Here is a 25,313-nt window from a genome sequence, read left to right as displayed (position 1 = left end):
GATACTCCAGTTCTGGCACGGGGCCGGTTCAGTCGTGGTGAACCAGGCCGACGAAGATTTCCTCCAGCGAACTTTCCCGGGTCTGCAGGTCCCGGTATTCCACACCCAGTTCACCCAGTGAGCGCAGCAGCAGGGCGACACCGGCCTGTTCCTGCTGGCTGTCGAAGGTATAGATCAGTTCGTAACCGTCCTCGGACAGCTCGATGGGCTGGTCCATCAACTCCGGCGGCAGGGATTCCAGGTGCGTCTGCAGGTGCAGGCGCAGTTCCTTGCGGCCGAGCTTGGACATGAGCGTGTTCTTGTCCTCCACCAGGATCAGTTCACCGGCACGGATGACGCCGATACGATCGGCCATCTCTTCCGCTTCCTCGATGTAGTGGGTGGTGAGGATGATGGTGACGCCGCTTTCCCGGAGTTTTCGCACCATTTCCCACATATCCCGGCGCAACTCCACGTCCACCCCGGCGGTGGGCTCGTCCAGGAACAGGATGTCGGGTTCGTGGGACAGGGCCTTGGCAATCATCACCCGGCGCTTCATGCCACCGGACAGGGACATCACCCGGTTGTTGCGCTTGTCCCAAAGGGAGAGGTCGCGCAGCACCTTCTCGATATGGTTCGGGTTGGGGGCCTTGCCGAACAGGCCGCGGCTGAAGCTGACGGTGTTCCAGACCTTCTCGAAGGAGTCGGTATTCAGCTCCTGGGGCACCAGTCCGATCTTGGTGCGGGCCTCGCGGAATTCCTTCAGGATGTCGTGGCCCGCGGCCGTCACGGAGCCGTGGCTCGGGTTGACCAGTCCGCAGATGATGCTGATCAGGGTGGTCTTGCCGGCACCATTGGGGCCGAGCAGGGCGAAGATCTCCCCCTTCTGGATCTCCAGGGTGACGTCCTTCAGGGCCTGGAAGCCATCACCGTAGGTCTTGCTGAGGTTCTGGACCGATAATTCCGGGTGCACAGCGGGTACTCCGTCAGCAGGTTAGGAAAAGGCAGGCATTTTCGCACGTTATGGGGTATCAGGGCACCCCGTATAGCCCCTTATGGTTTTGCATGCTATGGGACCTGTCGTTCCGTTGGTGGATTCCGGGCCGAAAGGGCATAATGCCGTCGCCGGGCCCTGCCTCTGTCGGCCCATCCGTGGTACTGGTTTTATTGGGGTCCTGAATGATACGTGGTCTGTTGATGGTCGTGTTGGTAATCGGGCTGGGAGCCCTTGCCGTAATGGGCCCGCGCTGGTTTGAGTCCAGGTCGGACGGGACCAGTGGCATCGGCGACAGGCCCGACTGTCGTCCGCTACAGGAAACCTGCCACTGGCAGACCGGTTCCGGTGAAGCCTCTGTGCACATGGAACGCCTGTCGGGCGATGAACTGGAACTGGTGGCTACCTTGCCCGGCGCCCCGGACCGGGTCATGGTCCTGTTGACCGGGGAGACCATGTACATGGGCGAGTACCCCCTCAGGATGGAAACGACCGATGAATCGGGCCGTTACCGACTTCGTTTTGTTCCCCCTTACTGCACCACAGGCGACGCCATGACGTGGCGAGCAAGCCTGCGTGCCGACGGCGATTCCATGGACCTTCCTTTCAAGGTCCTGTTCCAGCCCACGGAGTAACGGCTTTCAGCAAGTGGGCATGGTCTGCAGCGCCAGCCGGCCACGGATCCTGCGGGACAGGGAATCAATGCCGATATTCAGCAACGCGGTCACCAGGATCAGGATCATGGCCTTGTCGAACTGGATGTTCTGGATCGCGCTGTCCACGTAGAACCCCAGGGTGTAGATCCCCAGGATGCCGAGGATGGCGGTTTCCCGCATGATGATTTCCCACCGGTAGAACAGGAACGCCAGGAACGACGGGTACAGCCGTGGCACCAGTTCGTAGCCGTAGCGGGTGAGGCCATGGGGGGCGTCCGGTCGCAGGTGCAGTCCACTGGACTGGCGACCGATCAGGTGTCCGATGATGCCGCCGTTGTGCAGCGACAGCGCCACCACCGCCGGCAACATGGAGGGTCCCCAGAGTTGTAGCAGGATATAGGCAAGGATGTATTCCGGCGTCGAGCGGGCAATCACCAGCAGGATATGCCCTCCGGTGCGGCTTACCCGGTTACCGAAATGACGGGAGATCAACGGGAAGGCCACCAGTGCCACCACCCCGGTTGCCACCAGGGCCATCTGGGTCAGTAGCAGGGTATTCCAGATGCCCGGAAGGGCCTGGTCGATCACCAGTTCCGACAGCCACGGCCAGAGATCATCGCCACCCACGCCTTCCCGCAGTGGCGCGGGCACGATGTCCTCGGTAAAGAAGCGTTTGATGTTGCCCCAGACAATGGGCAGCCCATCCCCCAGGAAGAAGGGCGCGGCGACAATATAGAAAGGCAGCAGCCGTGGCCGTACCCACAGGGGAATGGTCGCAATCAGCCCGTAGAACAGCAGCAGCACCGCGCCGGCCTCGGAATAGTGGCCCTGGGAGAAGGAGGATTCCAGGAAGAAACCGAGGGTGGGCAGTCCCACGAACCCGAGGATAGCACTGGAGCGCAGGCCGCATTCCAGACGGTAGGAGGTATAGGTTCGCAACTGGTCCCAGCAGTCCGGGATACGGGCATAGACGAAGGCGGACAGGGCGTCCACGCCGGGCGGTAACAGGGTGCGGGGCTCGGGATCGGCCTCGTCCAGGATCTCGGAGTACACCTTGGCGAAGATACCGGAGTAGGGGATGGCGATGGCCAGTACCCCGGTGAGCGGATGGAAGCCGAAGAATTGCAGGAAGATCAGGGCCCAGAAGAGTTCGTGGATGGCCCGGATAAAGGCGCAGAAGGTGCGCACCAGACGGATCCGGTAGATCAGGGCCAGCCCGAAGCCGCAGATACTGCCGATGGTGACCCCGACAAAGGCAAAGGAGACGGTGCGCAGCAGCGCGGTGGCCAGGCCTTCGCTGGAGAAAAAATCCGGCGTGACCACGCCCCGGAAGAACCGGAACAGATCCTGCCAGGGGTTGGCGGTGGTAATGGCGATATCCGAGAACGCCAGGCACACCAGGGCCAGCACCAGGAAACCGAGACTGGTTCGGGCGGTTCTGGAGTGGCTCAGGGGCACGTTGGGCCAGGGTGGCATGGGCGTCTACCGTCAGTCGTAGAGTGGTCGGATATCCGCGGGCGTCAGCGTATGGCTGGGCGCGTCCAGGGCTATCTCGCCGTTGCGGATGCCCACCACCCGCGTTGAGTATTCCAGGGCCAGGTCCACATCATGCAGGGCGATCAGGTAGGTTGAGAACCTGGACGCCAGCAGGGACATGACACGGTGAGCCAGGGGGCCGTCCAGAGCCGATACGGGTTCGTCCCCCAGCAGGAAATCCGCCGTGTGGAACAGGGCCCGGGCAATGGCGGTCCGTTGGCGCTGTCCGCCGGACAGGGTGGCGGCGGGGGTCCACAGTTTTTCTTCCATGCCCAGTTGCTGCAGGATCGCTGTCACCGCCTGCCGGTCCGCCTGGAAGGGGCGAACCAGGGACACCAGGTTGTACAGGCTATTGTGCTGGTCCAGCCGTGCCATGAAGACATTATGGAAAACCGGCAGTGCGTTCACCAGCCCAAGTTCCTGGGGCACCAGCGCGGCGTCGTTGGCCACCCGGTCGTGGATCAGCCGCATCAGGGTGGACTTGCCGGCACCACTGCGACCGACCAGCGCGACCTGTTCGCCGGGACGAAGGGTTAGGGACAGCGGGCCCACCACCCGCTGCCCCCCGAAGAAGCCGGACAGGCCGTTAAACTCCAGTTCGGTTTCCATCAACGTAGCAGGCCAAGTTCCTCAGCGGTGTCCTCAATGGCGGAGTAGTCGTCATTGGAGGCGGGAATAAACCCTTCCCGGGGGAACCGTTTCAGCAGGTCCGGATCGTCCATATTCAGCAGGGCCTCGGTGACGCGCTCCTTGAAGCCTTCGCCAAAACGTTCGTTGACATCACCACGGATGGTCCACTGGTAGTCCGCGTACTCCGGGGTTTCCCAGATCACCTGAACCTTGTCGGTGTCCACCTCGCCGTTCTCGACGGCGGTTTCCCAGACCTGGAAGTTGAGCGCGCCGACATCATAGGTGCCAGCCTCCACCAGGCGGATGGTCCGGGTGTGGTTGCCGCTGAAGCCGACACGGGAGAACACGTCTTCGGGCGCCTCGGAGAAGGCGTCTCGGAGATAGTATTCCGGCATCAGGCGACCGGAGGTGGAGCCCTTGGAGCCAAACGTGAAGGTCTTGCCCCGCAGCTCATCGGTCAGTTCACTGGCCGGCTCCAGGCCGGATTCGGCGTTGGCGATGAAATAGCTCCGGAATCGGGTGTCTTCAACGCCCTGGGCAATCGCCTCGGAGCCCGGTACCAGACGACGGGCCTGGACCCCGGACAGGCCACCGAACCAGGCCAACTGCACCTGGTTGTTACGGAAGGCGGAGACGGCGGCGGCATAGGATTTTACCGGGATATAGCGCACATCGACGTCCAACTGCTCTTCCAGGTAGGCCTCCACGGCACCAAAACGCTCAACCAGCTGGGTCTCATCCTGGTCCGGAATGGCGGTGAAGACGAACGTCTCCGCGGCGGCGGAAAGGGCAAAGGTCTGCATGGCGGCGGCTATGGTAGCCAGGCCAAAGAATTTTCTGAGCATAGGAGTCATTCCTTGAAGTGAGGGTCGCGCACCAATGTGCTGTTTGTAATGATACTCTACGATAGCCTGACTGGATTAGCCCAACGTAGAAATCATCAGACACATTCTGGATGGTAGCAACTTAATGAAACTACTGCTATTGACGCCGGCGCCGGAGGGGTCCCTGTCCGGCAACCGGGCCACCGCCGAGCGTTGGGCCGGATTACTGGAACAGGCGGGGCACCGGGTTGTTGTCGCGACCGACTATGATCCCGGGCAGGCCGCCGGCGCCGATCTGCTGATTGCACTCCACGCCTGGCGGAGCCGGGAGGCCGTTGCCCGCTGGCGCCGGGAGCAGCCCGCCAAACCCGTTGTGGTCGCCCTGACCGGGACCGACCTGTACCGTTACCAGTTCACCGAACCGGAACAGACCCTGCCAACCATGGAGCAGGCCGACCGGTTGATTGTGTTACACCGCCTGGCTGCCCGGGATGTTCCCCACCGGTTGCAGGGGCGGGTCAGTGTGGTGCTGCAATCAGCGGAGCCGCCCGATGCCCCGGTCAGCCCGGCACCGGATCACTTCGATGTGTGTGTGATCGGACACCTGAGGGACGAGAAAGACCCGCTGAGGGCCGCCCTGGCCGCCCGCCAGCTACCACCGGCCTCCGCCATCCGGGTGCTGCAGGCGGGGCGGGCGCACAGTGAGGACTGGGCGCGGGCCGCCCGCCGGGAAATGGCTGATAACCCCCGCTACCAGTGGCTGGGCGAGCTGGATCGGAGTGCCACCCGGCACCTGATGGCCAGCAGCCGGGCCATGGTCATCAGTTCCATCATGGAGGGCGGAGCCAATGTGGTGTCCGAGGCGTGCCGTGCCGGCTTGCCGGTACTGGCTTCCGACATTCCCGGCAACCGGGGCCTGCTGGGGGAGCAGTACCCGGGCCTCTATCACGTAAGGGACGAGACCGCCCTGGCGCAGTTGCTGGCCAGGGCGGAGAACGACGCCGATTGGCTTGCGAGCCTGGCGGCCATTACCGAGGGCCTGGCGGAGGATTTCACGCCCCGGCGGGAACAGGCGGCCCTGGAGGAGGCCATCTCCCGGGCGATCAGTCCCTCAGGGTAATGGGTTCGATGGCGTCACCCTGGGCCGTTACCTCGCCGATAATGGCGGTCAGGGGATAACCCAGGGACCGCAGTTCCTCCACGCAGGCCTCGGCCCGGTCGGCGGGCACGCTGGCCAGCAGGCCGCCGGCGGTCTGGGGGTCAAAGATCAGCGGGTAGCGGGGATGGTCCACCCAGCGGGCCTGGTCCCTGATACCCCGGCGCAGGCGGATGTTGGCCGGTTGCAGGGAACTGAGAATGCCCTCGGCGGCGGTTTCCTCGGCACCGGGCAGTACCGGGATCGCGGACAGGTCCAGTACCGCATCCACTTCCGACGGGCGGGTCATCTCCACCAGGTGGCCCAGCAGGCCAAAGCCGGTGACATCGGTGCAGGCCCTGGAGCCGTAACGGAGCAGGCAGCGGGCCCCCTCCTGGTTGGACTGCATCATCGAGGCCAGGGCGGTGTCGATCCAGCGCCCCCGGGCCGCCAGTCGGGCATGGGCGGCGAACAGGGTGCCGGTGCCGATGGCCTTGGTGAGGATCAGCTTGTCGCCGGGCTTCAGCCCGCCCTTGCTCATCACCTGATCCGGATCGATCAGGCCGTTCACCGCGAACCCCAGGGCCAGTTCCTTGCCCTCGCCGGTGTGGCCACCCACCAGGGCGCAACCGGCTTCGTTGAGCACTTCCACCGCCCCGGACATCATCTGGAACACCACGTCTTCCACCTTGGACTCGATGCCGTAGGGCACCGTGGCCACGGCGGTGGCACTCTGGGCCTCGGCGCCCATGGCGAACACATCCCCCAGGCTGTGGTTGGCGGCCACCCGACCGAACACGTAGGGGTCGTCGATAAAGGCGCGGAAGAAGTCCACCGTGTGCACCACGGCCTTGCCCGGGGGGACGGTCAGCACGGCGGCATCGTCCGGGGCATGGAGTCCCACCAGGATATCGTCCCGCTCGATGGGGCGTAGCTCCCCCAGGGCCCGGGACAGCACGGTGCTGCCCACCTTGGCGCCGCAGCCACCGCATCGCATCGCCACTGCCGAGATGGCCTGGGAGGCTTCCTCGGGGTTCTGGGCGGCGGCGGTGTCGGGCAGGGCGGAGGATTCCTCCATGGCCGGCAGTTCATTGAATTTCTTCATGAACCGTCGGTCGATCCAGTCCTTCCAGCGCCACACCAGGCGCCCCTGCATGAAGCGGTCGCCCTTTGAGGCGATGGCGTACTTGTCCCCGGTGCTGATCAGCGCCAGCCAGGTTTTCTGTGGAGTGAACGGCCTGGGTTTCCTGCCGATGGCGGCGCGGCGGAGGTTGTCCGCCAGGGGCGGCCCCTGGCGCACGGCGAACACGCCGGCCTTCTCACGGGGATGGTCCACCACATTGGCAATGTCCCCGGCGGCGAAGATGTCGTCGTCGGTTTCGGTCTGCAGGGTGGCCCGGCAGCGGATAAAGCCACCGTCGTCCAGGGCCAGACCCGTATCCCGCAGCCATTCCGGACCCCCGGCCCGGGTCACCCAGAGTACTTCGTCCAGGTCGAAGCTATGGCCGTTATCGGTACGCAGGTGTCCCGCCTCGACGGCGGTCACGGCACTGCCCAGGTGGGTGTGTACATGCCGTTGCTGTAGGGTCCGGGCAAACGCCTGTCGCACCTTTTCGTTATGGGTGGGTAGCAGTTCGCCGGCCTGGTCGAACAGGTGGAAGGAGAGTTGGTCCGGATCCTTGCCCCGGGCCTGGTATTCATGGCGCAGGCGGTGCTGCATGGCCAGGGTCAGTTCGACCCCGCCAGCGCCAGCGCCAACCACGCCAATGGCCATGGGGCCCTCGTGGGTTTCGGCCCGCTCCAGCAATGACAGCCAGCGCTGGTTGAAGCCATTGATGGGTTTGACCGGGACGGCGTGGTCTCCGGCGCCGGGCACCTCGCCCACCTGCGGTGTGGAGCCGATATTGATGGACAGCAGGTCGTAGGGCACCGCCGGGCGTCCACGGCAGATGATCCGCTTGTTGGCGCGGTCGATGCCGATGGCCTCGTCGCGGTAGAAGCGGGCCCCGGCGAATTCCGCCAGGTTGCTCAGGTCGATGTGGCATTCATCGTAGCTGTAGTGGCCAGCCACATAACCTGGCAGCATGCCGGAGTAGGGGGTGTGCGTGTCGCGACAGATCAGTGTCAGGCGAACCCCCGGCACTGGTTTCATCGCAAAACGCTTGAGGACTCCAACGTGGCTGTGGCCACCACCAATCAATACGATGTCACGCAGTACCAGTTGTTCAGTTTCCTTCATCCGATCAGTTTCTTCGCTTCGTCGGGCCAGTTGCTGAAGCCTTTCATGCTGGAGAACTGGTTCAGTTTCTCCTGCTCGGCTTCGGTGGGATTGGCAATCTGGTTAATGGAGGTGATGCCGGCACCCTGCAGCTTGCGGGCGGTGACCGGGCCGATGCCCTTGATGCGGGTCAGGTCAGACAGGTCGTTGCCCTTGGCGGCCGCCTTCGTGGCGGCGCCGGTCTTGCGGGCGCTGGCACTGGTGTTGGTGGCAGCTTTCCTGGCGCCGGATTTCGCCTTGGTGGCGGTCTTCTTTCCGGCCTTGCTTGCCGTCTTGGCCGTGGTCTTGCCCGCTGATTTCGCGGTCTTGGCCGTTTTCCTGGTTTCCTGCTCCAGGGACTTGGTGACTGCCTCCTGGCCCCGCTTGGCTTCGCGCTGGGCAATGCCGAGGCGGTCCATTACCGAGTCCTGGATCTTCTGGAACTCTTCCATCCGACGGTCCAGCTCATCGTGGAAACGCTTCATTTCGCGCTCACGGAGCTCGTCGATTTCCTTCATCAGCTTGCGAACCGGCTCCTGGATCTGGTTCTGGAGCGAATCGAGCTGTTTGAAGGCGTCGTCCACCAGTCGTTCGATCTGCCCGGAGGTCTTTTCGAACTCTTTGTTGACCTTCTTGACGATCTTGTCGACGTTCGGGCGTTTGTTGTCGGTCTTACTGCTCTTGCTGGTCTTGGCCATGGTACCGCTCCCTGTTCACGGGTTGTGACGAGCTAACGGATCGTCCGTTAAGGAAGCCGGCCGGATAACCGGCCGACGGAATTTGTGACAGTGGTGGCCCCGAACGGGCTCCGGCCCGGGAAAGAGCAGGAGGGGTTCAGGCGGTTGCGCCCAGGCTGGGATTTTCGCGGCGGGAAAGCAGGGACTTCTTGCGGTCAAGTACGTCGCGAATGCGCTCGAACTGCTCCGAACGCTCAGCCTTCGGTCGGTAGTCACTTGCAATAAAATCAATATGATAAAAGAAATTGCTACAGTACTTTCTTCGCTCGGTGATCAGCCCTGTCAGACCGTTTGCCTGGATGTTCTCGAATGGCATGTCCATTTCCAGGTCCAGTCCGAGGGTTTCGCCCGGTTCGAACACCTTATCGGTTTTCAATACGCAACCGAACTGATTCAGATCAAACAGACTGGCTTCTACCAGTTCCTTGCGGAATAGCCCCTTCTTCAGGGTAAACCGCGCCACCAGGTCCGGCAGGGGGGTGTGGTAAGCATTGTCTGACATTGGCATGGTTGATTTCCCTGGGCGGCGCAGACCGCCAACAACATTTTTTATACTCGACGCGTCAGGGAGCCTTTGAATGGAGCCTGACGGATGACGTTCAGGACCTATTCAGGGACTCCCCGGATATTATGGTTGTGGTTCCCAGTGCCTAAACTTTAGTCACCGGAAACCGGTTTGGCAACAGTTTCAGTGTCGTAGCGAGTGCACTTAATGTGCGTTGCCGCCCGTTTCACGATAAAGGATGAGGCGCGGTCTCAGCTATCATCCTCTACGATATCATGATCCTTGTCGTTCGTGTGCAGGGTGTATAAATCCGTACGCCGATCCTTGAGGTTGGTCACCGAGCCTTCGTTACGTACCAGCTTGAGTTTTTCCAGGTCGAGGTCGGAGAACATGATCATCTCGGTATTGGGGGTGGTTTCCGCCATCACCGCGTCGTGGGGGAAGGCGAAATCCGACGGCGAGAACACCGATGACTGGGCGTACTGCACGTCCAGGTTCTCCACCTTGGGCAGGTTGCCGACACTGCCGGTGATCACCACGTAGCACTCATTCTCGATGGCCCGGGCCTGGGCGCAGTGACGAACCCGCAGGTAGCCGTTCTTGGTGTCGGTCCAGAATGGCACACAGATGATGTCCACCTCCTCGGCGGCGGCCATGCGGCCCAGTTCCGGGAACTCGATGTCGTAGCAGATCATGATGGCGATGCGGCCGGCGTCGGTGTCGAACACCTCGAACCGGTTACCCCCCTCGATGACCCAGTCCCGGCGTTCGTGGGGGGTGATGTGGATCTTCCGCTGCTCGTCCACCCGGCCGTCGCGATGGCACAGGTAGGACACGTTGTACACCCGGTCGTCCTCGATCAGGGGCATGGAGCCGGTCACAATGTTGATGTTGTAACTCACCGCCATGTCGGACATTTCATCACGGAACTGTTCGGTGAAGCCGGCCAGGAAACGGATCGCCCGGGTCTGGTCCATCTGGTCGGTGAGCCCCATCAGCGGCGCGTTGAAGAACTCGGGGAAGATGGCGATATCGCTCTTGTAGTCAGACAGGGCATCGACGAAGTACTCCACCTGCGTCAGCACCTCCTCCACAGAGGTGAATTCCCGCATCTGCCACTGGACCGCCCCCATGCGCACCTGGGTCTTGCGGGTATTGAGCACCGTGGAGGGCGGGGTGTAGAGGATGTTGTTCCACTCGAGGAGTGTGGCGTAACCCAATGATTTTTCGTCCTCCGGAAGGTACTTGTGCATCAACCGGGTGACCTGGAAGTCGTTGGATAGCTGGAAGGTCAGGATGGGGTCGTAGATCTCCTTGCGATCCACCCGCTGGATGTACTCCGCCGGCGTGTACTGCCCGGCATACTTGTGATAGTTGGGAATACGGCCACCGGCCAGGATCGCCCGCAGGTTCTTGGACCGGCAGAGCTCCTTGCGGGCCTCATAAAGACGCCGGCCCAGGCGGTAGCCCCGGTAGTCCGGGTGGATGAACACATCCAGGCCGTAGAGGGAGTCGCCATTGGCGTTGTGCCAGATCTTCTCGTTGCGCAGGATCAGGTCGTCGTAGGTGTGGGGGTTGCTGAAGCGCTCGTACTTCACGCACACCGTCAGCGCCACGGCCACCAGTTCACCGCTGTCCTCAATGCAGATCTGGCCATCCGGAAACTGGTCGACCAGTGCCTTGATCGTATCCCGGGGCCAGGCACCGCCGATGTCGTCGTAGACCCGGTCCATCAACACCTTGAGTTGTTCGTAATCCTGGTCCTCAAGGTTGCGCAGGCTCAGGTGCAGTTCTTCATGTGCCATGGCGATGGTGGCTCCTGTTCGATAGGGGGTGTTCAAGACTCATTGTAGACACTGACTGACATCGACGGTGTCGTCGATACCCGCATCAGAGGACCTGAAAGCCGTGATGGTATCAGAAGTTTGCTAAAGACTCCGTCCCCGTGGCCGACATGCATTCCAGTAACGCCTTCCAGCCCATTCATCACGGGAGAACGCCAGTGAACCTGTCCTTTGGCCAGAAACTGCTGATCGCATTCGGTATTCTGCTTGTCCTGGTGGTCGGCAGCTATGCCGTCACCGGCGACTACCGGCTAACCGCCACCACCAGCCGCTACGTGGAGTCCATGGCGGAGGATACGGCCAGCCAGGCTACGGCGAGCATCGCGGAGTGGCTGAACACCCGCCTGAGGATGACCGAAGGCGTTGCCGGGGCGCTGGCGTCGGCGGAGAATGACGAACAGGCGAGGGCCATCCTGCAGTCCGCCAATGTCGGTGGCGGCTTCAACAATGTCTATGTGGGGCGCACCGATGGCAAGATGCTGATGCCCAACCGTGAGGCGCAACAGACCCTGCCTGATGGCTACGATCCCCGTACTCGCCCCTGGTACAAGCTGGCCCAGGAGCTGGGCCGGGCCTCCATCACCCAGCCCTACAAGGATGCCTCGTCGGGGCAGATGATCCTGTCGACCCTGGCACCCGTGACCTCCGGGGAGTACCGGGGCGTGGCCGGGGCAGACATCACCCTGGATGTGGTGGACGAGCTGCTGGGTAGTGTCAACCTGGCGGATACCGGTTATGTCGCGCTGGTCGGTGGTGATGGCACGGTGCTCTACCATCCGGACAATAAGCTGGTGGGGGAGCCCATTGCCGGGTTCCTGGGGCAGGAGCCACAGTTCGGTGGTGACGCCCGTACCGTGGTCATCGGGGATACTCCATGGCGGGTGAGCTTCCACGAGATTGAGCAGGCCCGTGGCGTGAACTGGCACCTGGCCATGTTCGCCAATGAGGACCTGGTGAACGCGCCGGTCCGCAAGGCCCGGACCACGGGTCTGATCATCCTGGTGGTCGGCCTGGTGGTTGCCCTGATCCTGCTGCACCTGGGTATCCGCGTGCTGATGCGCCCGGTGCATCGCCTGAACAATGCCATGGCGGACATCGCCAGTGGCGAGGCGGACCTGACCCGCCGACTGGATGTGGAGACCAAGGACGAGTTTGGGCGCCTGGCGGGCAGCTTCAACGAGTTCGTTACCAACATCCAGGGCGTTGTCCGGGACGCCCAGCGCGGCGCCGGCGAACTGCATGAGTCGGTGGCGGCCCTGCGCCAGACCGCCAGCACCAGCCGCAGCAGTGTCGAGGGCCAGCAGCAGGAGGTGGACATGATTGCCACGGCGATCAATGAGATGTCCGCCGCCGCCTCGGAAATCGCCCGCAATGCCCAGCAGACCGCCGATGCCGCCCAGACCGCCGATTCCGACGCGCGGGAGACGCTGGGCACGGTGTCCCAGTCCCGTGACGCGGTGGAGCGACTGGCGGAGGAAATCGGCAGTGCCGCCCAGGTGATCGAGCGCCTGGGCCGGGATGTGGATGAGATCACCACGGTACTGGAGGTGATCCAGGGCGTGGCCGAGCAGACCAACCTGCTGGCCCTGAATGCCGCCATCGAAGCGGCCAGGGCCGGCGAGGCGGGCCGGGGCTTTGCGGTGGTAGCCGATGAGGTCCGTAACCTGGCCCAGCGTACCCAGAAGAGTACCGGCGAGGTGGGTGCCGTGATCGAGCGGCTCCAGGCCGGGGCCAGCGAGGCGGTGCGGGTGATGGAGGCTTCAACGGAAGTGTCCTCGGAGAGCACGGCGAAGGCCCAGCATGCCATGGACGCCCTGGACCGGATTGCCTCTGCGATTACCTCCATCAACGAGATGACGTCCCAGATCGCTACCGCGTCGGAGGAACAGACCTCGGTCACGGAGGAACTGAACAGCTCGATCACCCGCATCGCGGAGAAGGGTCAGGATGCTGCTGCGGCGGCGTCCGAGAACGACCAGTACAGCAACCGGATTGATTCGGTGGCGTCGGACCTGAACGACAAGGTCCGGCGTTTCCGGGTCTGACCGGCGGGCGGGGAATGGTCGTCTTACGGCCTATCCCGCAGAGAAAGGCCGTTGGAGATCCGTTGCTGAAGGGTCTCCAGTACTTCCCGACCGATGGGGATGGAGTCGTCGCTGAGGAGCGGATTCTTCAGCACCAGCAGTTTACGCTGACCCAGATTCAGCGACTCCACGGCGCGGCCGTAGTAGGTGGCCAGGTGCAGGGCAAAACTGCCATCGGAAATGGCCCTTTCCAGGCCGAGCTGGATCCTCTGGGCAGTATCGTGATCCCCCGGCCCGACAAAGAAGTAGGATGGCATGGGGTAGGCCAGCAACAGGTTGGGCTCGATCACCAGCCTGCCGTCGTTCACCCGTTCCAGGTCAAACAGCACTTCGCTCACGCCCCGGGCAAAGCAGTCAAACCGCTCCCGCTGCAGCATGGTAAAGAGGGTTTCGAATCGGGTATTGGTGATCACCCGGACACCGTTGGCCTTCAGGATCTCGCTGTCCGGCCAGTGGGTGCCCTGGCCGACGCTGATACCTTTCTCCACCAGGTCGTCCAGGTCCTCCACCTCCCGGAACCGTGGCAGGCTGTCCTGCCTGACCACGCAGACCCGCAGGCCAAGTAACCCGCCGTCAATGGGCAGGGGAATGGCGTAGAGGTTGTCCTCCCGATCAGGAGAGGTCGCCACATTGGCGATGTTGACCAGTCTCTCGTCCGGCTCCTGGAGTTCCACCAGGGCGCGCCCCTGGACCATTTCCGGCGATCGCAGGATCCGGTACGGGCCATACTCCGGGGTCTTGTCGAAGGCCAGCCGCAGTACCGCCAGTACGGCCGGGCTGTCGTAGTTGCGATACCAGAGGCGATAGACGGTTGGGTCGGTACTGTCCCGGGCGGCGGACAACAGGTCGCCGGTGGGTATGATTATCAGCAGGGCAAGGAGTACAACACGCTGGAGTTTACAGGATCCTGGTTGGGCCATTGGGTCTTCCGAACTGCTGGGCGGTACGCGCACACTGCGGCATCGAATTATTCGTTATTCAGACAGTGTAGTCGTTTTCCCGCCATTGCAGCAGATGTCGTGCAAAAACACGTATTTCCGTCGTTGCCGCGGCTATGAACGTGGCGGAAGACTGTCCAGTACCGCCAGGAAAATGGCCCCGTAGCGCTCCAGCTTGGCGCTGCCAACACCGCTGACTTCCGACATTTCCTCCAGAGTGGCCGGCCGCCGATCCAGGATCTCCATCAGGGTGGTGTCGTGGAAGATGACAAAGGGTGGCACGCCCTGTTCGTCCGCCAGTTCCTTGCGTTTCTGTCTGAGAGCTTCCCAGCCTTCCGGATCTGTGATGGACTGGGTGCGGGAGCTGCGGTCGTTGTCCTGGCGCCGGGTCACCTTGCGTTCCGGATCCCGGCGAAGCTCCAGGGCGGTGTCGCCCCGCAGCACCGGGCGACAGATTTCGGTGAGCTGGAGAGCGCCGTATCCCTCCGGATCGGCCCGCAGGTAGCCATTGGCCACCAGTTGCCGGAACACGGATTTCCACTGGTTGACGGACAGCTCGGTACCAATGCCCCAGGTGGTCAGGGTCTGGTGCCCGGCCTGCCGGATACGGTCGTTTTCCGATCCCCGCAGTACATCGATCACGTAGTTGACACCAAAGCGCTGCCCGGTCCGGTAGACACAGGACAGGGCCTTGCGCACCGCTTCGGTGCCATCCCAGGTTTCCGGGGGGACCAGACAGGTGTCGCAGTTGCCGCAGGGTGTTTCCAACTGGTCGCCGAAGTAGCGCAGCAGGGCCTGGCGACGGCAGGTGGTGATCTCGCAGAGGCCCAGCATGGCGTCCAGTTTCTGGCGCTCCACCCGCTTGAAGTGGTCATTGCCCTGGGAGCCCTCCAGCATCTGGCGCAGCTTGATCACATCCTGCAGACCGTAGACCATCCACGCAGTGGATGGGTTGCCATCCCGACCGGCGCGACCGGTTTCCTGGTAGTAGGCTTCCAGGCTCTTGGGCAGGTCCATGTGGGCCACGAAGCGGACGTCCGGCTTGTCGATACCCATGCCAAAGGCAATGGTGGCCACCACGATCACGCCGTCCTCCCGCAGGAAGCGTTCCTGGTTGCGGGCCCGCTCCTCGGCGGCCAGCCCCGCATGGTAGGGAAGGGCGGTGTAGCCTTTCTGTTGCAACAGCCGGGCAGTGGCGTCCACCTTGTTGCGGGACAGACAGTACACAATGCCGGAATCGTCCGGGTGCTCGGCCTTGATGAAGTCCAGCAACTGCTTGTTGGCATTGGTCTTCGGCGCAATGCGGTACTGGATATTGGGACGGTCGAAACCGCTGATATAGTGTCGCGCGTCGGTGAGGGACAGGCGTTCGGCAATTTCCTTGCGGGTGCGTTCGTCGGCAGTGGCGGTCAGCGCGATGCGGGGCACGTGGGCGAAGCGCTCCGCCAGGATGCTCAGGCCCAGGTAGTCGGAGCGGAAATCGTGCCCCCACTGGGAAACGCAGTGGGCTTCGTCAATGGCGAACAGGGACAGGGATGCCTCTTCCAGCAGACTCAGGGTACGGGGTTGCAGCAACCGCTCCGGCGCACAATACAGCAGGTCCAGTTCCCCCCGCAGTAGCGCGTTCTCCGCGTCCATGGCCTGCTCCATGCCCATGGTGGAGTTCAGGAAGGCGGCCCGCACCCCCAGTTGTTGCAGCGCGGCCACCTGGTCCTGCATCAGGGCAATCAGGGGTGAGATGACAATGCCGGTTCCCGGCCGGACCATGGCGGGAATCTGGTAGCACAGGGACTTGCCGCCGCCAGTGGGCATCAGCACCAGCGCGTTGCCACCACTGACCAGCTCCCGGACGATATCGCCCTGCAGGGGGCGGAAGGACTCGTAGCCGAATACCTCGTGCAGCACCTGTTCCGGGCTGGCGGAGGGGGTCACCGGCTTTTCGGGGCTGAGCTGGTCGAAGTCGGTGTAGGAGTCCATGGAGGCTTGCCGGGTTCGTGAATGAACGCGGGATGATATCAGAATGGGGAATGGTTGTCGGGAGGAGGCATCCGCGGCGCTGCCGCGATACAATAACGCGGTTTTTCGCACCGGCCAGCCGGGCCGGGCCTGGTTTATTTGACAAAAAAGGCAACAAAAACAGGATTCTAATGCAGGAATTTGATGCCATACGTCCCTATGGGGACGACGAGGTCGAAGGCGCCGTACGGCGGTTGTCCAACGACCCGGATTTCTTGTTGATGGTGGGACGGTTCCGCTCCCCCATGTTTGCCCGCTGGCTTCCGGGCCTGCTTCGCAAGCGCGTGAAAAGCTGGTTGAAGAAGGAATTCGGCAATGCCCGGACCATCCGGGATGTCCAGTTACGGGTGCAGGCGTACGTGACCGACCTGGTGGAGCGCACCACCACCCGCCTGACCTCGTCAGGCCTGGAGCGGCTGGACCGCAACACCCCGTACCTCTTTGTCTGCAACCACCGGGATATCGTGTTTGACCCGATGGTGGTCAACCATCTGTTACACCTGAACGGTTTCGAGACCACCCGCATCGCCATCGGTGACAATCTGCTCAAGAATCCGGTGTTCGCCGAGATGATGCGCCTGAACAAGAGCTTTGTGGTACAGCGGGACATCCAGAGCCCCCGGGAAATGCGGCAGGTGTTCCTGACCCTGTCCGGGTTCATCAATCACAGCCTGGATGATGGGCACAGTATCTGGATTGCCCAGCGGGAAGGGCGCGCCAAGGATGGGGTGGACCAGACTGATCCCGCCATCATCAAGATGTTCTACATGAGCCGCAAGAAGGAGGGGCTGGACTTTGCCGAGGCCATGAACCGCATGCGTATCGTGCCGGTGTCCATCGCCTACGAGTACGACCCATGTGACGTGGACAAGGCCCGGGAGCTGGAAACCCGGGAACGGACCGGCACCTACACCAAGGCGGAGAACGAGGATTCCGAGCAGATCGTCAAGGGGCTGACCGGCTTCAAGGGCCATGTGCATGTGCACTTCGGCTCGCCGATCAGCGAATCGCCCGACAATCCGAAGGACCTGGCGGGCCTGATCGATACCGAGATCCGTGCCAATTACCACCTGCATGCCTCCAACCTGGTGGCCTATAACATGAAGGGGGTGCACCCGGCGGCCCACGATACCCCGGATGTGGTCGGCGAGGAGGTGGTGACCGCCGAGAGCTGGACCCCGGCGGAGCTGGAAGCGGCGGAAGAGGAACTGGAGCGCCGCATCGAGGCCTGCGACGAGGCCATCCGCCCCTACCTGATTTCCATGTATGCCAACCCGGTGCTGAGTTCGCTCAATGCCCTGGAGGCAAAGGACCAATCATCCGACTGACCTTCTGCCAACTGACATTTACCGACTGATTGCGAGGTGTTATGAACCAACTCGAGTATCTCCAGCAGGACACCGGCGAGAATCCGGATGCGTCCGTTATCTGGCTCCACGGCCTGGGCGCAAACGGCCATGACTTTGAGCCGGTGGTACCGGAACTGGGTCTGCCAAAGAATGCATCGGTCCGTTTTATCTTTCCCCATGCCCCGGAAATACCGGTGACCATCAATGGCGGCATCCGCATGCCGGCCTGGTATGACATCAAGTCGCTGGAACTGGGCCGCACCGTGGACAAGGACCAGCTGGTGGCCTCCGCCCAGGCGGTGGCGGCCCTGGTGGAGCAGGAAATCGAACGGGGTGTGAAGCCCGAGCGCATCGTGATTGCGGGCTTCTCCCAAGGGGGCGCGGTGGCCTACGAACTGGGCCTGAGCTACCCGAAACCCCTGGCGGGCATCCTGGCGCTGTCCACCTACTTTGCCACGGGGGATACCGTGCAGTGTTCCGACGCCAACCGAAATATCCCCATCAGCGTGCATCATGGCACCCATGACCCCATGATTCCGGAGGCCCTGGGCCGGGCATCCGTGGAAAAGCTGCAGGCCATGGGCTACCAGGCGGACTACCGGACCTGGCCCATGGAGCATGCCGTGTGCCTGGAGGAGATCCACGCCATCGGCGAGTTCCTGCGGAATACCCTGAGCCTGTGAACCACTTCTGTCACCTGTTCCTGGCCCGTCCGACGGTGGAATCCCGGGTGGGCAACCTGCTCGGGGATTTCGCCCGGGGGCTGGATAGCCGTGACCTGCCGGAGCAGGTGAGGGAAGGCCTGGAACACCACCGGGCGGTGGATGCTTTCACCGATTCCCATCCGGAGGTACTGGCCAGCAAGGCCTGTTTCTCCGCTGGCCGGCGCCGGTTTGCGGGCATCGCCCTGGACATTCTCTTCGACCATTACTTGCTGCGCCACTGGGATCGATTTGGTCATACCGATAAAGATAATTTCATCAGTGAATTATATGCGGATCTTGAAGCTGGACATCACTTGATGCCGCCGTCCATGGAGCAGGTCACCCGGCGTATGGTGGCGTATGACTGGTTCAAGGCCTATGAGGACCTGGAGACGGTGGGCCAGGCCATGGACCGTGTGGCCAGCCGTATCCGGTTCCGCCATGGTTTCGCGGGTGTGATTGACGAAATCCGCCCGATGGACGACGAGCTGGAAGCCCGCTTCCTGGCGTTCTTTCCAGACCTGCTGGCGTTCAGTCGTTCCAGGCTCGACCCGTAACCTGAATGGCCGCTATCGGGCTGTCCCGGGGCATGCGCCAAGAAATACGACAGATGACATGCCGGTGCAGTTTGCTATCGTAGGCGCATTCTCACCGTATCCGGGCAGGTCGGTGTGACCCGCAAGGAATCCACTTCCCAGGGAGTCGGGCATGTTTACCAGACTGGAATCGCTGCGCGGGCTGGCCGCGATCATGGTGGTGATCTACCACACTCCCTTCTATATCCAGCAACCATCCCTCGCCCTGATCCGTAACAGCTACCTGTTCGTTGACCTGTTCTTTGTGCTCTCCGGTTTCGTCATGGCCTATGCCTATGGCGACAAAATTCGTGGGGGTATGGGCTTCGGCCAGTACATTGCCCTTCGCCTGGGGCGCCTGTACCCGCTGCACCTGTTCACGCTGCTGCTCTGGGTGCCCTATGTGCTGATCAAGCAATACCTCTATGAAACCGGCTTTGGTGGTACCAGCCAGCTAGATGAGAACAACCTGTTCACCTTTACCACCAACCTGCTGATGATCCATGGGCTGGGGGTTAACGAGTCCCTGAGCTGGAACCAGCCAAGCTGGAGTATCAGTACGGAGTTCTTCGCCTACATCGTGTTCTTCGTGACCGCCATTACCGTGGATCGCGGGCGGAGGCTGTGGGTGCCGCTGGCCTTGTCGACCGGGCTGTACGCCGTGATCTTCCTGGTGATCCAGCCCGAACAGCTGAAGATCACCTACGACCACGGTTTCGTACGCTGCCTGGCGGCATTCTATCTGGGGGTGTTCGTCTACCGCCTGAAAGCCCATGGCACCCTGGACAAGCTGTCGTTCGGGCCCCTTTCGGTGGTGGAGTTGCTGACCATGGCCGCCATCATCGTGTCCGTCTCCCTCTCCGGCAACAGCCATGCGGCGATCATGGTGGCCATACTCAGTTTTGCCCTGGCGGTGTTCGTGTTTGCCACCCGCAACGGCGGCGCGGTCAGTCGACTGCTGGACATCGACCTGGTGCGCAAGATCGGAGTGTGGTCGTTCTCCATCTACATGACCCACCGCCTGATCCAGTTTGGCGTCTCCAATGTGTTCGAGTTCATCCTGAAGATTGACCCCAGCGAACCGATGGGATGGCCGTCGGTGCCCCTGAACCTGCTGTTGCTGGTGGTGGTGATCGGGTTCTCCCGCTATACCTACGAATGGGTGGAGAAACCCTGCCGGGACTGGGTCAAACACCGGGTCCAGCAGCGGGACCCGCAAAAGGCGGCGGCCTGACAGGGCGCACCGGTCGGGCCAGGTACAGGGTCGGAGACCTGACTGGAGCACCCCTGGTAACGCCGTTCAGGTCAGCAGGGTCTTCACTTCCCGGCTGTCGCTGGCGAAGAGAACGCCCGCCTCACGCATATCGGTCAGCGCCTTTTCAACGGACGCGTCGGCAATACCCCGGCTGGCGGCCAGGTTGAGGATGACTTCGAAACCTGCGCCCCTGAGCTGCATGACGGTGGTGGCCACGCAGTAGTCCAGGGCCAGCCCGCCCACGATTACCGTGGTCACGCCCTTGCTCTTCAGGAATTCGATGACGCCGGTGCTGCGGGTGTCGCCCAGGTCGTGGTAGCAGGCCCCGTAGGGGTGGCAGTCCACATCCAACCCCTTGCTGACCATGAAGTCATAGCCGGTAATGGGGTGGGGCAGGCCATCCAGCAACTCGAAGCCCCGGGTGCCCATCATGGCGTGACGGGGCCAGCGGATGTCGATATTGTCGCCTTCCACCGGGGAGAAGACGTCGGCCGGGTCGTCGGCAATCCACCGGGCGTTGTCCGGGTGGGCATCCCGTGAGCCGATCCGGAACCGGGCCAGGGCGGCGTTGGCGTTCAGTTCGTCGACGATTTCATCACCGCCGGGCACTGGCAACTCGTCGGGGCACAGGGGAGTGAAGGTTTTCTGGGCATCCACATCGAAGGCAGCGATTATTCTGCTCATGGCATTTCCTCCCTTGGTCAGTTGGACGGAGCGGCTACAAAGGGCCCCATGGCGGCGGGTGGATCCGCGCGCTTGTGTTCCGTCCTCAGGTACTGCGCCTTGATCCTGCGCAGGTCGTCGTCGGCAATGTCCTTTCCTTCCAGGAAATCGTCGATCACGTCATAGGGCATTCCCAGGGCCTCTTCATCGCAGCGTTGTGGCCGCAGGTCCTCAAGGTCGGCCGTGGCCGGTTTCTTGTAGAGTTCCGGACCGGCGCCCAGGGCCTTGGCCAGCAGGCGCACCTGGCGCTTGTTCAGGCCCCGCAGTGGCAGCAGGTCGCAGGCGCCGTCGCCCCACTTGGTGAAGAAGCCGGTCACCGCTTCGGCGTTGTGGTCGGTACCCACCACCAGGCCATTGTTCAGGGCGGCGATCTCGTACTGCACGGTCATGCGGACCCGGGCCTTGACGTTACCCCGTTCGAAGTCGAGGCTGGCCTCCGCCGGACGCTGGCCAGAATCTTCGGCGGCGCCGATCACCGCACCGTGTAGCGCATCGACGGCCGGGCGGATGTCCACGGTGTCGGTCCGGTCAGGGCGGATAAAGCTGATGGAGGCCCGGGCGTCGCTCTCATCGGCCTGGGTACCGTAGGGCAGGCGTACCGCGATAAAGGTGGCGTCGGGATCGTCCGCCTTCAGGCCCTCAATGGCCAACTGGCAGAGTCGCCCGGCCACCAGCGAATCTACACCACCGCTAATACCCAGCACCAGGTGGTTGCGACCGGCATTGCGCAGGGTCTGCTGCAGGAAGGCCACACGTGTATCGATCTCCTGCTGCCAGTTCCGTTCCTCCGTCGGCTGGACGGCCCATTCCCGGAGGATATCCGCTGCGGTCAAGGTCGTGTTGTCGCTCATCATTGTCTCCTTACTCCACGTTGAACCGGGCCTTGAGGTTGGCCAGGTAGACCGGGTCATTGCACATGCTCTTGCCCGGTTCGTCACTGATTTTCGCCACCGGCATGCCGTCGCATTCCACCATTTTCATCACGATGTTCAGGGGCCGGTACGCCTCGCCGTCGGGCCGGGTGAAGTCACCCAGGTCGTTGGTCAGGAAGGTACCGATGCCGAAGCTGGTCTGTATCCGTCCCTGGAAGTGCTCGGCGATATCCAGCGCCCGGTCGAAGTCGAGGCTGTCACTGAACACCAGGGTCTTGGTCTTCGGGTCGATGCCGAAATCCTGGTAGTGGCGGATGAACTTCTCGCCCCACACGAACGGGTCACCGCTGTCATGACGTACCCCGGAGAACAGAACGGAGAAGAGGTAGTCGAAGTCCTTCAGGAAGGCATCGGTGGTGATGCAGTCTGTAAGGGCAACCCCGAGTCGGCCCCGGTAGACCTGGTTCCAGACTTCCAGCGCCTCCTTCTGGGAGCGGGACACATTCACGAACGCCTGGTGGGCCTGCAGGTACTCGTGGGCCATGGTGCCGATTGGTGTCAGGCCGTATTCCCGGGCCAGGTGGTAGTTGCTGGTACCAATGAAATTGTCCGGCATGGTACGGGTCAGGTAGGCCACCACATCCCGCTGTACGTTATAGGAGAATCTCCGGCGGGTGCCGAAATCCGCAAACCGGAAGTGGCTGATCCGGCGGCGCTCCAGCTCCGACTGCAGGTGGGCCACCTTGCGGTAGAGCACTTCCCGGAACACTTCCTCGTCCACCATGCCGTAGCGGTTCCGGTTACGGACCTCGCTGACAACCGCCAGTACCGGAATCTCGAACAGGATGGTGTAGAGCCAGGGGCCCTCCGCCCGGATCACCAGCTCGCCGTTCTCCACCCGCACGGTGACATAGCGGCGGGGATCAAAGCGGAACTGGCGCAGGAAGTCGATGTACGCCGGTTTCAGGAAGGGGATGCGGCTCAGGTACCGGAGTTGGTCGTCGGTGAAGGTGACACCTTCCAGGGCGTAGATGCCTTCACGGATCTCGCCGGCAAACGCCGCCAGGTTTTCGTCCGTACGGCAGCGGAATTCGTACTTCACGTGTATGGCCGCGTACTTCTCGAACACCACCTGCTGCATGTGCAGTTTGTAGGCGTCGGTGTCCATGGCACTGGTGATCAGTTGGTCACGGAACAGTTCCTTGCTGACGGTGGTGTTCATGCCTTTAGCTTCCTTTCGTCAATTCATTTGACTATTAATCTATAGCGCTGGCTTTAAATTGTCAAACAGTTTGACTAAAAAATCTGGATTGCTATCCTGTGGTCTGTCACAACGCCAACCGGAGACACTGAATGGTCGTTACCCTCGACTTTATCTGCCTGCGCCTGAACCCGGATTCCGGGCAACCGGAAGTGATGCTCCAGCAACGCCAGCGGGGGCCAGAAAAAGGCCGTGACGCCCTGGTGGGGGGCTGGGTCTGGGAGCAGCCGGCGGAAGAGGGGGGTGAGTTCGACCGGACCCTGGACGATGCGGTGATTCGCATCATGCAGCACAAGGTCGGGGTGATGCCCAGCTACCTGGAGCAGGTGAGGGCGGAAGGTAGCCTCCACCGGGATCCGGCGCTGGGGTGGTCGGTCACCATTCCCCATCTGTGTCTGTTCAACCGGGACGACACCGAGTCATTGCAGACCCGGGAAGGCATTCGCTGGGCCCCGCTGGCGTCGATCCTCGAGGGTGGGTGCCCCTTGCCGTTCGATCATCGCACGCTGGTGGCCAACGCCTACGAGGCGTTCCTCAACAAGATCAAGTACTCGTCACTCCTGCTCTACCTGTTACCGGAGAAGGTGGCGGTCAGCCAGATTGTGGATGCCTATGACACCTTCGGCATCCGGGTGACCAAGCAGACGGTGTTCAGCCGATGGGTCAATCCCGGCTTGTTGGTGGATACCGGCGAGAAAAAGTCCCTGGGTGCCCGGGGACAGGCTTCCAAGCTCTACCGTCTCGAGGAACGTTCCCTGTCCTATTTCGACAGTGAGATTGGCAAGAGTTATGGCGCGCGGTCAGCCAGGACGGCTACCACGGATTGAGTGATAAAAATCGGGAAAGGGAGCAGGGTGGGAATGGCCACCCTGCCGCAATGGTTTGTGAGGACAGGACGGGCTCCTAGTACTGGTCCTTCATATCCTTCCTGGGCCCCTCATGGAGTTCTTCAGGGGATACGGAGCCGTCACCGTCCCTGTCGTAGTCCATCATCATCGCCTCGCCAGGGTCGTCGGCGTCTTCATAATCATTGCCGGCTGCAGAGGCACCCCACACATTCAATTCGTCCTCGGAGAGCTGGCCATCGTCATTCCGGTCCAGCTCATCAAACCTGGGATACCCCTCTCCCTGGCTGGCGGAGATTCCTGGTTCCCCGCTGGCACCTTCCGTTGCCATGTCTCCGTTCATTCCGGTATCCGCAATGACGGGCGTCATCAGAAATGCGGCGGCAATGGAGCCTGGAATAATCAGCTTCTTGATCATAACTACCGTCCTCTCTTGCCTTGTCAGGAAACGGGGCACGTGTGCCCCGTTATCTGTTCCAACCGTTCTACGGCCTGGCGATGCAGGCCGGATGGCTACCAGGGACAAAGCGAAGATCGAACCAGTCTGATGGGGTAACGTCCGGTTATCCTTATAAATCAAATGGATATGGAGTATTATTAAGGTGTTTTGCAACCCTGAAAGGCACAACTTGCTGTTATGGATCGGTAATGGTTACCGATGGCCCGGTCACCTTTACGGATACTGGCGGGACAGGCGGTCATTCCGGGCATCACCTGAACAACCCTTAATCGTTCCCGGCGGAACAGCGACTGCGGGCGGGCACACACAATATTCCGGTAGCAAAATGAACGGTTTAAGAGCAATCCCTGGAGAACAGGATGTTAATGCTGGTGAACTTTTGGCGCCGGGGCCGCCGTACCCACGTTGACTTTAGTGTGAACCGCTCCCATATTTTTGTGTAAAAACCACATATAAACAGTAAGTTGCACATTGCTGTGTGTCGCTTATAAATACCCCTTTTCAGAGGTTGTAGAGCGAATCCGTGGTTGTCCCGATCAAAGGAGGCCGTCCCATGAAGCTGGTGGATTCAGAGACCCCGGTTGCCACTTCCGAAAGCGTCCAGGGCCATTCACGCCCAGCCAGGCCCATCCCCATCGACAGGCGTCGTCGGCAGGACCGTCCGACCACCCGGGACATTGAGGCTTTCGAAATACTTCTGGCGGGCACCAGCCGTACAAGGTCCATGGTAACCGAGATTCGCCGTGTGGCACCCACCACCGCGACCGTCCTCATAACCGGAGAAACCGGGACCGGAAAGGAGATTGCGGCCAGGGCCATCCATCGATTCAGCCGGAGAGGGGACGGCCCCTTTGTCGCCGTCAATTGCGGGGCGATTTCTCCGCTGTTGATTGAAAGCGAGCTGTTCGGGCATGAAAAGGGCAGCTTTACCGGCGCCCTGAAGGAACATCGCGGTGTTTTCGAGCAGGCTGAAGGGGGAACGTTGTTTCTCGACGAAATCACCGAAATGCCCGTGGAGCTACAGGTCAAGCTGCTGCGGGTCCTGGAATCCGGCCGGTTTATCCGGGTCGGGGGTGATCGCTGCGTATTCCAGACCAAGGTTGCCACTGATTCCAGACGAAGCCTGCCACCCAT

At 62.0% G+C, this 25,313-nt stretch carries 23 protein-coding genes; 9 read left to right on the top strand and 14 right to left on the bottom strand.

Going from position 1 to position 25,313, the window contains the following annotated elements; all coding sequences use genetic code 11:
• Positions 1 to 28: 28 nt before the first annotated feature.
• Positions 29 to 952 (bottom strand): ABC transporter ATP-binding protein, encoded by a 924-nt coding sequence (locus RO069_RS16865; RefSeq protein WP_328189171.1) that lies wholly within the window; start codon positions 950 to 952, stop codon positions 29 to 31.
• A gap of 263 nt (positions 953 to 1,215) precedes the next feature.
• Here RO069_RS16865 and RO069_RS16860 point away from each other — a divergent pair, with 263 nt between their 5' ends.
• Complete coding sequence (locus RO069_RS16860; RefSeq protein ID WP_328189169.1) at positions 1,216 to 1,608, top strand: hypothetical protein; 393 nt, start codon at positions 1,216 to 1,218, stop codon at positions 1,606 to 1,608.
• Between the two features lie 6 nt (positions 1,609 to 1,614).
• Here RO069_RS16860 and RO069_RS16855 read toward each other — a convergent pair whose 3' ends face one another.
• Genes RO069_RS16855 through RO069_RS16845 form a run of 3 tightly spaced genes read right to left on the bottom strand, consistent with a single transcriptional unit; the run spans position 1,615 to position 4,640 of the window.
• The gene (locus tag RO069_RS16855) at positions 1,615 to 3,105 is read right to left on the bottom strand and encodes a PhnE/PtxC family ABC transporter permease (protein ID WP_442915386.1); all 1,491 of its coding nucleotides are present in this window, start codon (positions 3,103 to 3,105) and stop codon (positions 1,615 to 1,617) included.
• A 12-nt stretch (positions 3,106 to 3,117) separates the two neighbouring features.
• Entirely contained in the window at positions 3,118 to 3,774 is a 657-nt protein-coding gene (locus tag RO069_RS16850) for an ATP-binding cassette domain-containing protein (protein WP_328189167.1), read from the bottom strand.
• Positions 3,774 to 4,640: a putative selenate ABC transporter substrate-binding protein gene (locus RO069_RS16845; protein WP_328189165.1), complete on the bottom strand. Its 867-nt coding sequence runs from the start codon at positions 4,638 to 4,640 to the stop codon at positions 3,774 to 3,776. Before RO069_RS16845 ends, RO069_RS16850 begins: the two co-directional genes overlap by 1 nt.
• A gap of 124 nt (positions 4,641 to 4,764) precedes the next feature.
• Here RO069_RS16845 and senB point away from each other — a divergent pair, with 124 nt between their 5' ends.
• Entirely contained in the window at positions 4,765 to 5,739 is a 975-nt protein-coding gene (gene senB / locus RO069_RS16840; RefSeq protein WP_328189163.1) for a selenoneine biosynthesis selenosugar synthase SenB, read from the top strand.
• On the opposite strand, the gene selD is transcribed toward senB, so the two are convergent.
• From selD to RO069_RS16820, 4 genes are all read right to left on the bottom strand, one after another.
• A complete protein-coding gene (gene selD / locus RO069_RS16835) occupies positions 5,723 to 7,993 on the bottom strand; it encodes a selenide, water dikinase SelD (RefSeq protein ID WP_328189161.1) in 2,271 nt (756 codons plus the stop codon). The two genes, senB and selD, sit on opposite strands and share 17 nt — an antisense overlap.
• On the bottom strand, positions 7,990 to 8,709 hold the full coding sequence (locus RO069_RS16830) for a helix-hairpin-helix domain-containing protein (protein WP_328189159.1): 720 nt from the start codon (positions 8,707 to 8,709) through the stop codon (positions 7,990 to 7,992). Before RO069_RS16830 ends, selD begins: the two co-directional genes overlap by 4 nt.
• Positions 8,710 to 8,845: 136 nt before the next feature.
• Complete coding sequence (locus RO069_RS16825; protein ID WP_328189157.1) at positions 8,846 to 9,256, bottom strand: hypothetical protein; 411 nt, start codon at positions 9,254 to 9,256, stop codon at positions 8,846 to 8,848.
• A 248-nt stretch (positions 9,257 to 9,504) separates the two neighbouring features.
• Positions 9,505 to 11,058: a bifunctional GNAT family N-acetyltransferase/carbon-nitrogen hydrolase family protein gene (locus RO069_RS16820; protein ID WP_328189155.1), complete on the bottom strand. Its 1,554-nt coding sequence runs from the start codon at positions 11,056 to 11,058 to the stop codon at positions 9,505 to 9,507.
• 197 nt (positions 11,059 to 11,255) lie between these two features.
• On the opposite strand from RO069_RS16820, the gene RO069_RS16815 reads away from it, so the two are divergent.
• On the top strand, positions 11,256 to 13,142 hold the full coding sequence (locus RO069_RS16815; RefSeq protein WP_328189153.1) for a methyl-accepting chemotaxis protein: 1,887 nt from the start codon (positions 11,256 to 11,258) through the stop codon (positions 13,140 to 13,142).
• A gap of 23 nt (positions 13,143 to 13,165) precedes the next feature.
• Here the strand turns inward: RO069_RS16815 and RO069_RS16810 are convergent, their stop codons facing one another.
• Both RO069_RS16810 and recQ read right to left on the bottom strand, forming a co-directional pair.
• The gene (locus RO069_RS16810; RefSeq protein ID WP_328189151.1) at positions 13,166 to 14,101 is read right to left on the bottom strand and encodes a hypothetical protein; all 936 of its coding nucleotides are present in this window, start codon (positions 14,099 to 14,101) and stop codon (positions 13,166 to 13,168) included.
• A 132-nt stretch (positions 14,102 to 14,233) separates the two neighbouring features.
• Positions 14,234 to 16,096: a DNA helicase RecQ gene (gene recQ / locus RO069_RS16805; protein ID WP_328189149.1), complete on the bottom strand. Its 1,863-nt coding sequence runs from the start codon at positions 16,094 to 16,096 to the stop codon at positions 14,234 to 14,236.
• A 170-nt stretch (positions 16,097 to 16,266) separates the two neighbouring features.
• Between recQ and RO069_RS16800 the strand changes: the two genes are divergently transcribed.
• The 4 genes from RO069_RS16800 to RO069_RS16785 all read left to right on the top strand — a co-directional run bounded on the left by RO069_RS16800 (position 16,267) and on the right by RO069_RS16785 (position 19,997).
• Complete coding sequence (locus tag RO069_RS16800; protein ID WP_328189147.1) at positions 16,267 to 17,463, top strand: lysophospholipid acyltransferase family protein; 1,197 nt, start codon at positions 16,267 to 16,269, stop codon at positions 17,461 to 17,463.
• A 41-nt stretch (positions 17,464 to 17,504) separates the two neighbouring features.
• Entirely contained in the window at positions 17,505 to 18,167 is a 663-nt protein-coding gene (locus RO069_RS16795; protein ID WP_328189145.1) for an alpha/beta hydrolase, read from the top strand.
• Positions 18,164 to 18,745: an acyl carrier protein phosphodiesterase gene (locus RO069_RS16790; RefSeq protein ID WP_328189143.1), complete on the top strand. Its 582-nt coding sequence runs from the start codon at positions 18,164 to 18,166 to the stop codon at positions 18,743 to 18,745. The genes RO069_RS16795 and RO069_RS16790 overlap by 4 nt, the downstream gene beginning before the upstream one ends.
• Before the next feature lie 151 nt (positions 18,746 to 18,896).
• Positions 18,897 to 19,997: an acyltransferase family protein gene (locus RO069_RS16785; RefSeq protein ID WP_328189142.1), complete on the top strand. Its 1,101-nt coding sequence runs from the start codon at positions 18,897 to 18,899 to the stop codon at positions 19,995 to 19,997.
• A 66-nt stretch (positions 19,998 to 20,063) separates the two neighbouring features.
• On the opposite strand, the gene RO069_RS16780 is transcribed toward RO069_RS16785, so the two are convergent.
• Genes RO069_RS16780 through pncB form a run of 3 tightly spaced genes read right to left on the bottom strand, consistent with a single transcriptional unit; the run spans position 20,064 to position 22,835 of the window.
• Positions 20,064 to 20,702 (bottom strand): isochorismatase family protein, encoded by a 639-nt coding sequence (locus RO069_RS16780; RefSeq protein ID WP_328189140.1) that lies wholly within the window; start codon positions 20,700 to 20,702, stop codon positions 20,064 to 20,066.
• A gap of 17 nt (positions 20,703 to 20,719) precedes the next feature.
• Positions 20,720 to 21,592 (bottom strand): ammonia-dependent NAD(+) synthetase, encoded by an 873-nt coding sequence (gene nadE / locus RO069_RS16775; RefSeq protein WP_328189139.1) that lies wholly within the window; start codon positions 21,590 to 21,592, stop codon positions 20,720 to 20,722.
• A 10-nt stretch (positions 21,593 to 21,602) separates the two neighbouring features.
• Positions 21,603 to 22,835: a nicotinate phosphoribosyltransferase gene (pncB, locus tag RO069_RS16770; protein WP_328189137.1), complete on the bottom strand. Its 1,233-nt coding sequence runs from the start codon at positions 22,833 to 22,835 to the stop codon at positions 21,603 to 21,605.
• A 131-nt stretch (positions 22,836 to 22,966) separates the two neighbouring features.
• On the opposite strand from pncB, the gene RO069_RS16765 reads away from it, so the two are divergent.
• Positions 22,967 to 23,701 carry an NUDIX hydrolase gene (locus RO069_RS16765; protein ID WP_328189136.1) on the top strand — a complete coding sequence of 245 codons (735 nt, stop codon included), beginning with the start codon at positions 22,967 to 22,969 and terminating at the stop codon, positions 23,699 to 23,701.
• A gap of 76 nt (positions 23,702 to 23,777) precedes the next feature.
• On the opposite strand, the gene RO069_RS16760 is transcribed toward RO069_RS16765, so the two are convergent.
• Positions 23,778 to 24,137, bottom strand: coding sequence for an EF-hand domain-containing protein (locus RO069_RS16760; protein WP_328189134.1), 360 nt, complete (start codon positions 24,135 to 24,137; stop codon positions 23,778 to 23,780).
• Between the two features lie 595 nt (positions 24,138 to 24,732).
• On the opposite strand from RO069_RS16760, the gene RO069_RS16755 reads away from it, so the two are divergent.
• Positions 24,733 to 25,313: sigma-54 factor interaction domain-containing protein (locus RO069_RS16755; RefSeq protein WP_328189132.1), on the top strand; the 581-nt coding region annotated here is incomplete at its 3' end.

It is taken from the genome of Marinobacter sp. OP 3.4, assembly GCF_036224885.1.
Taxonomy (GTDB): domain Bacteria; phylum Pseudomonadota; class Gammaproteobacteria; order Pseudomonadales; family Oleiphilaceae; genus Marinobacter.
Note: the sequence above shows the minus strand (reverse complement) of the source record. Positions and strands in the feature narration are given on the sequence as shown.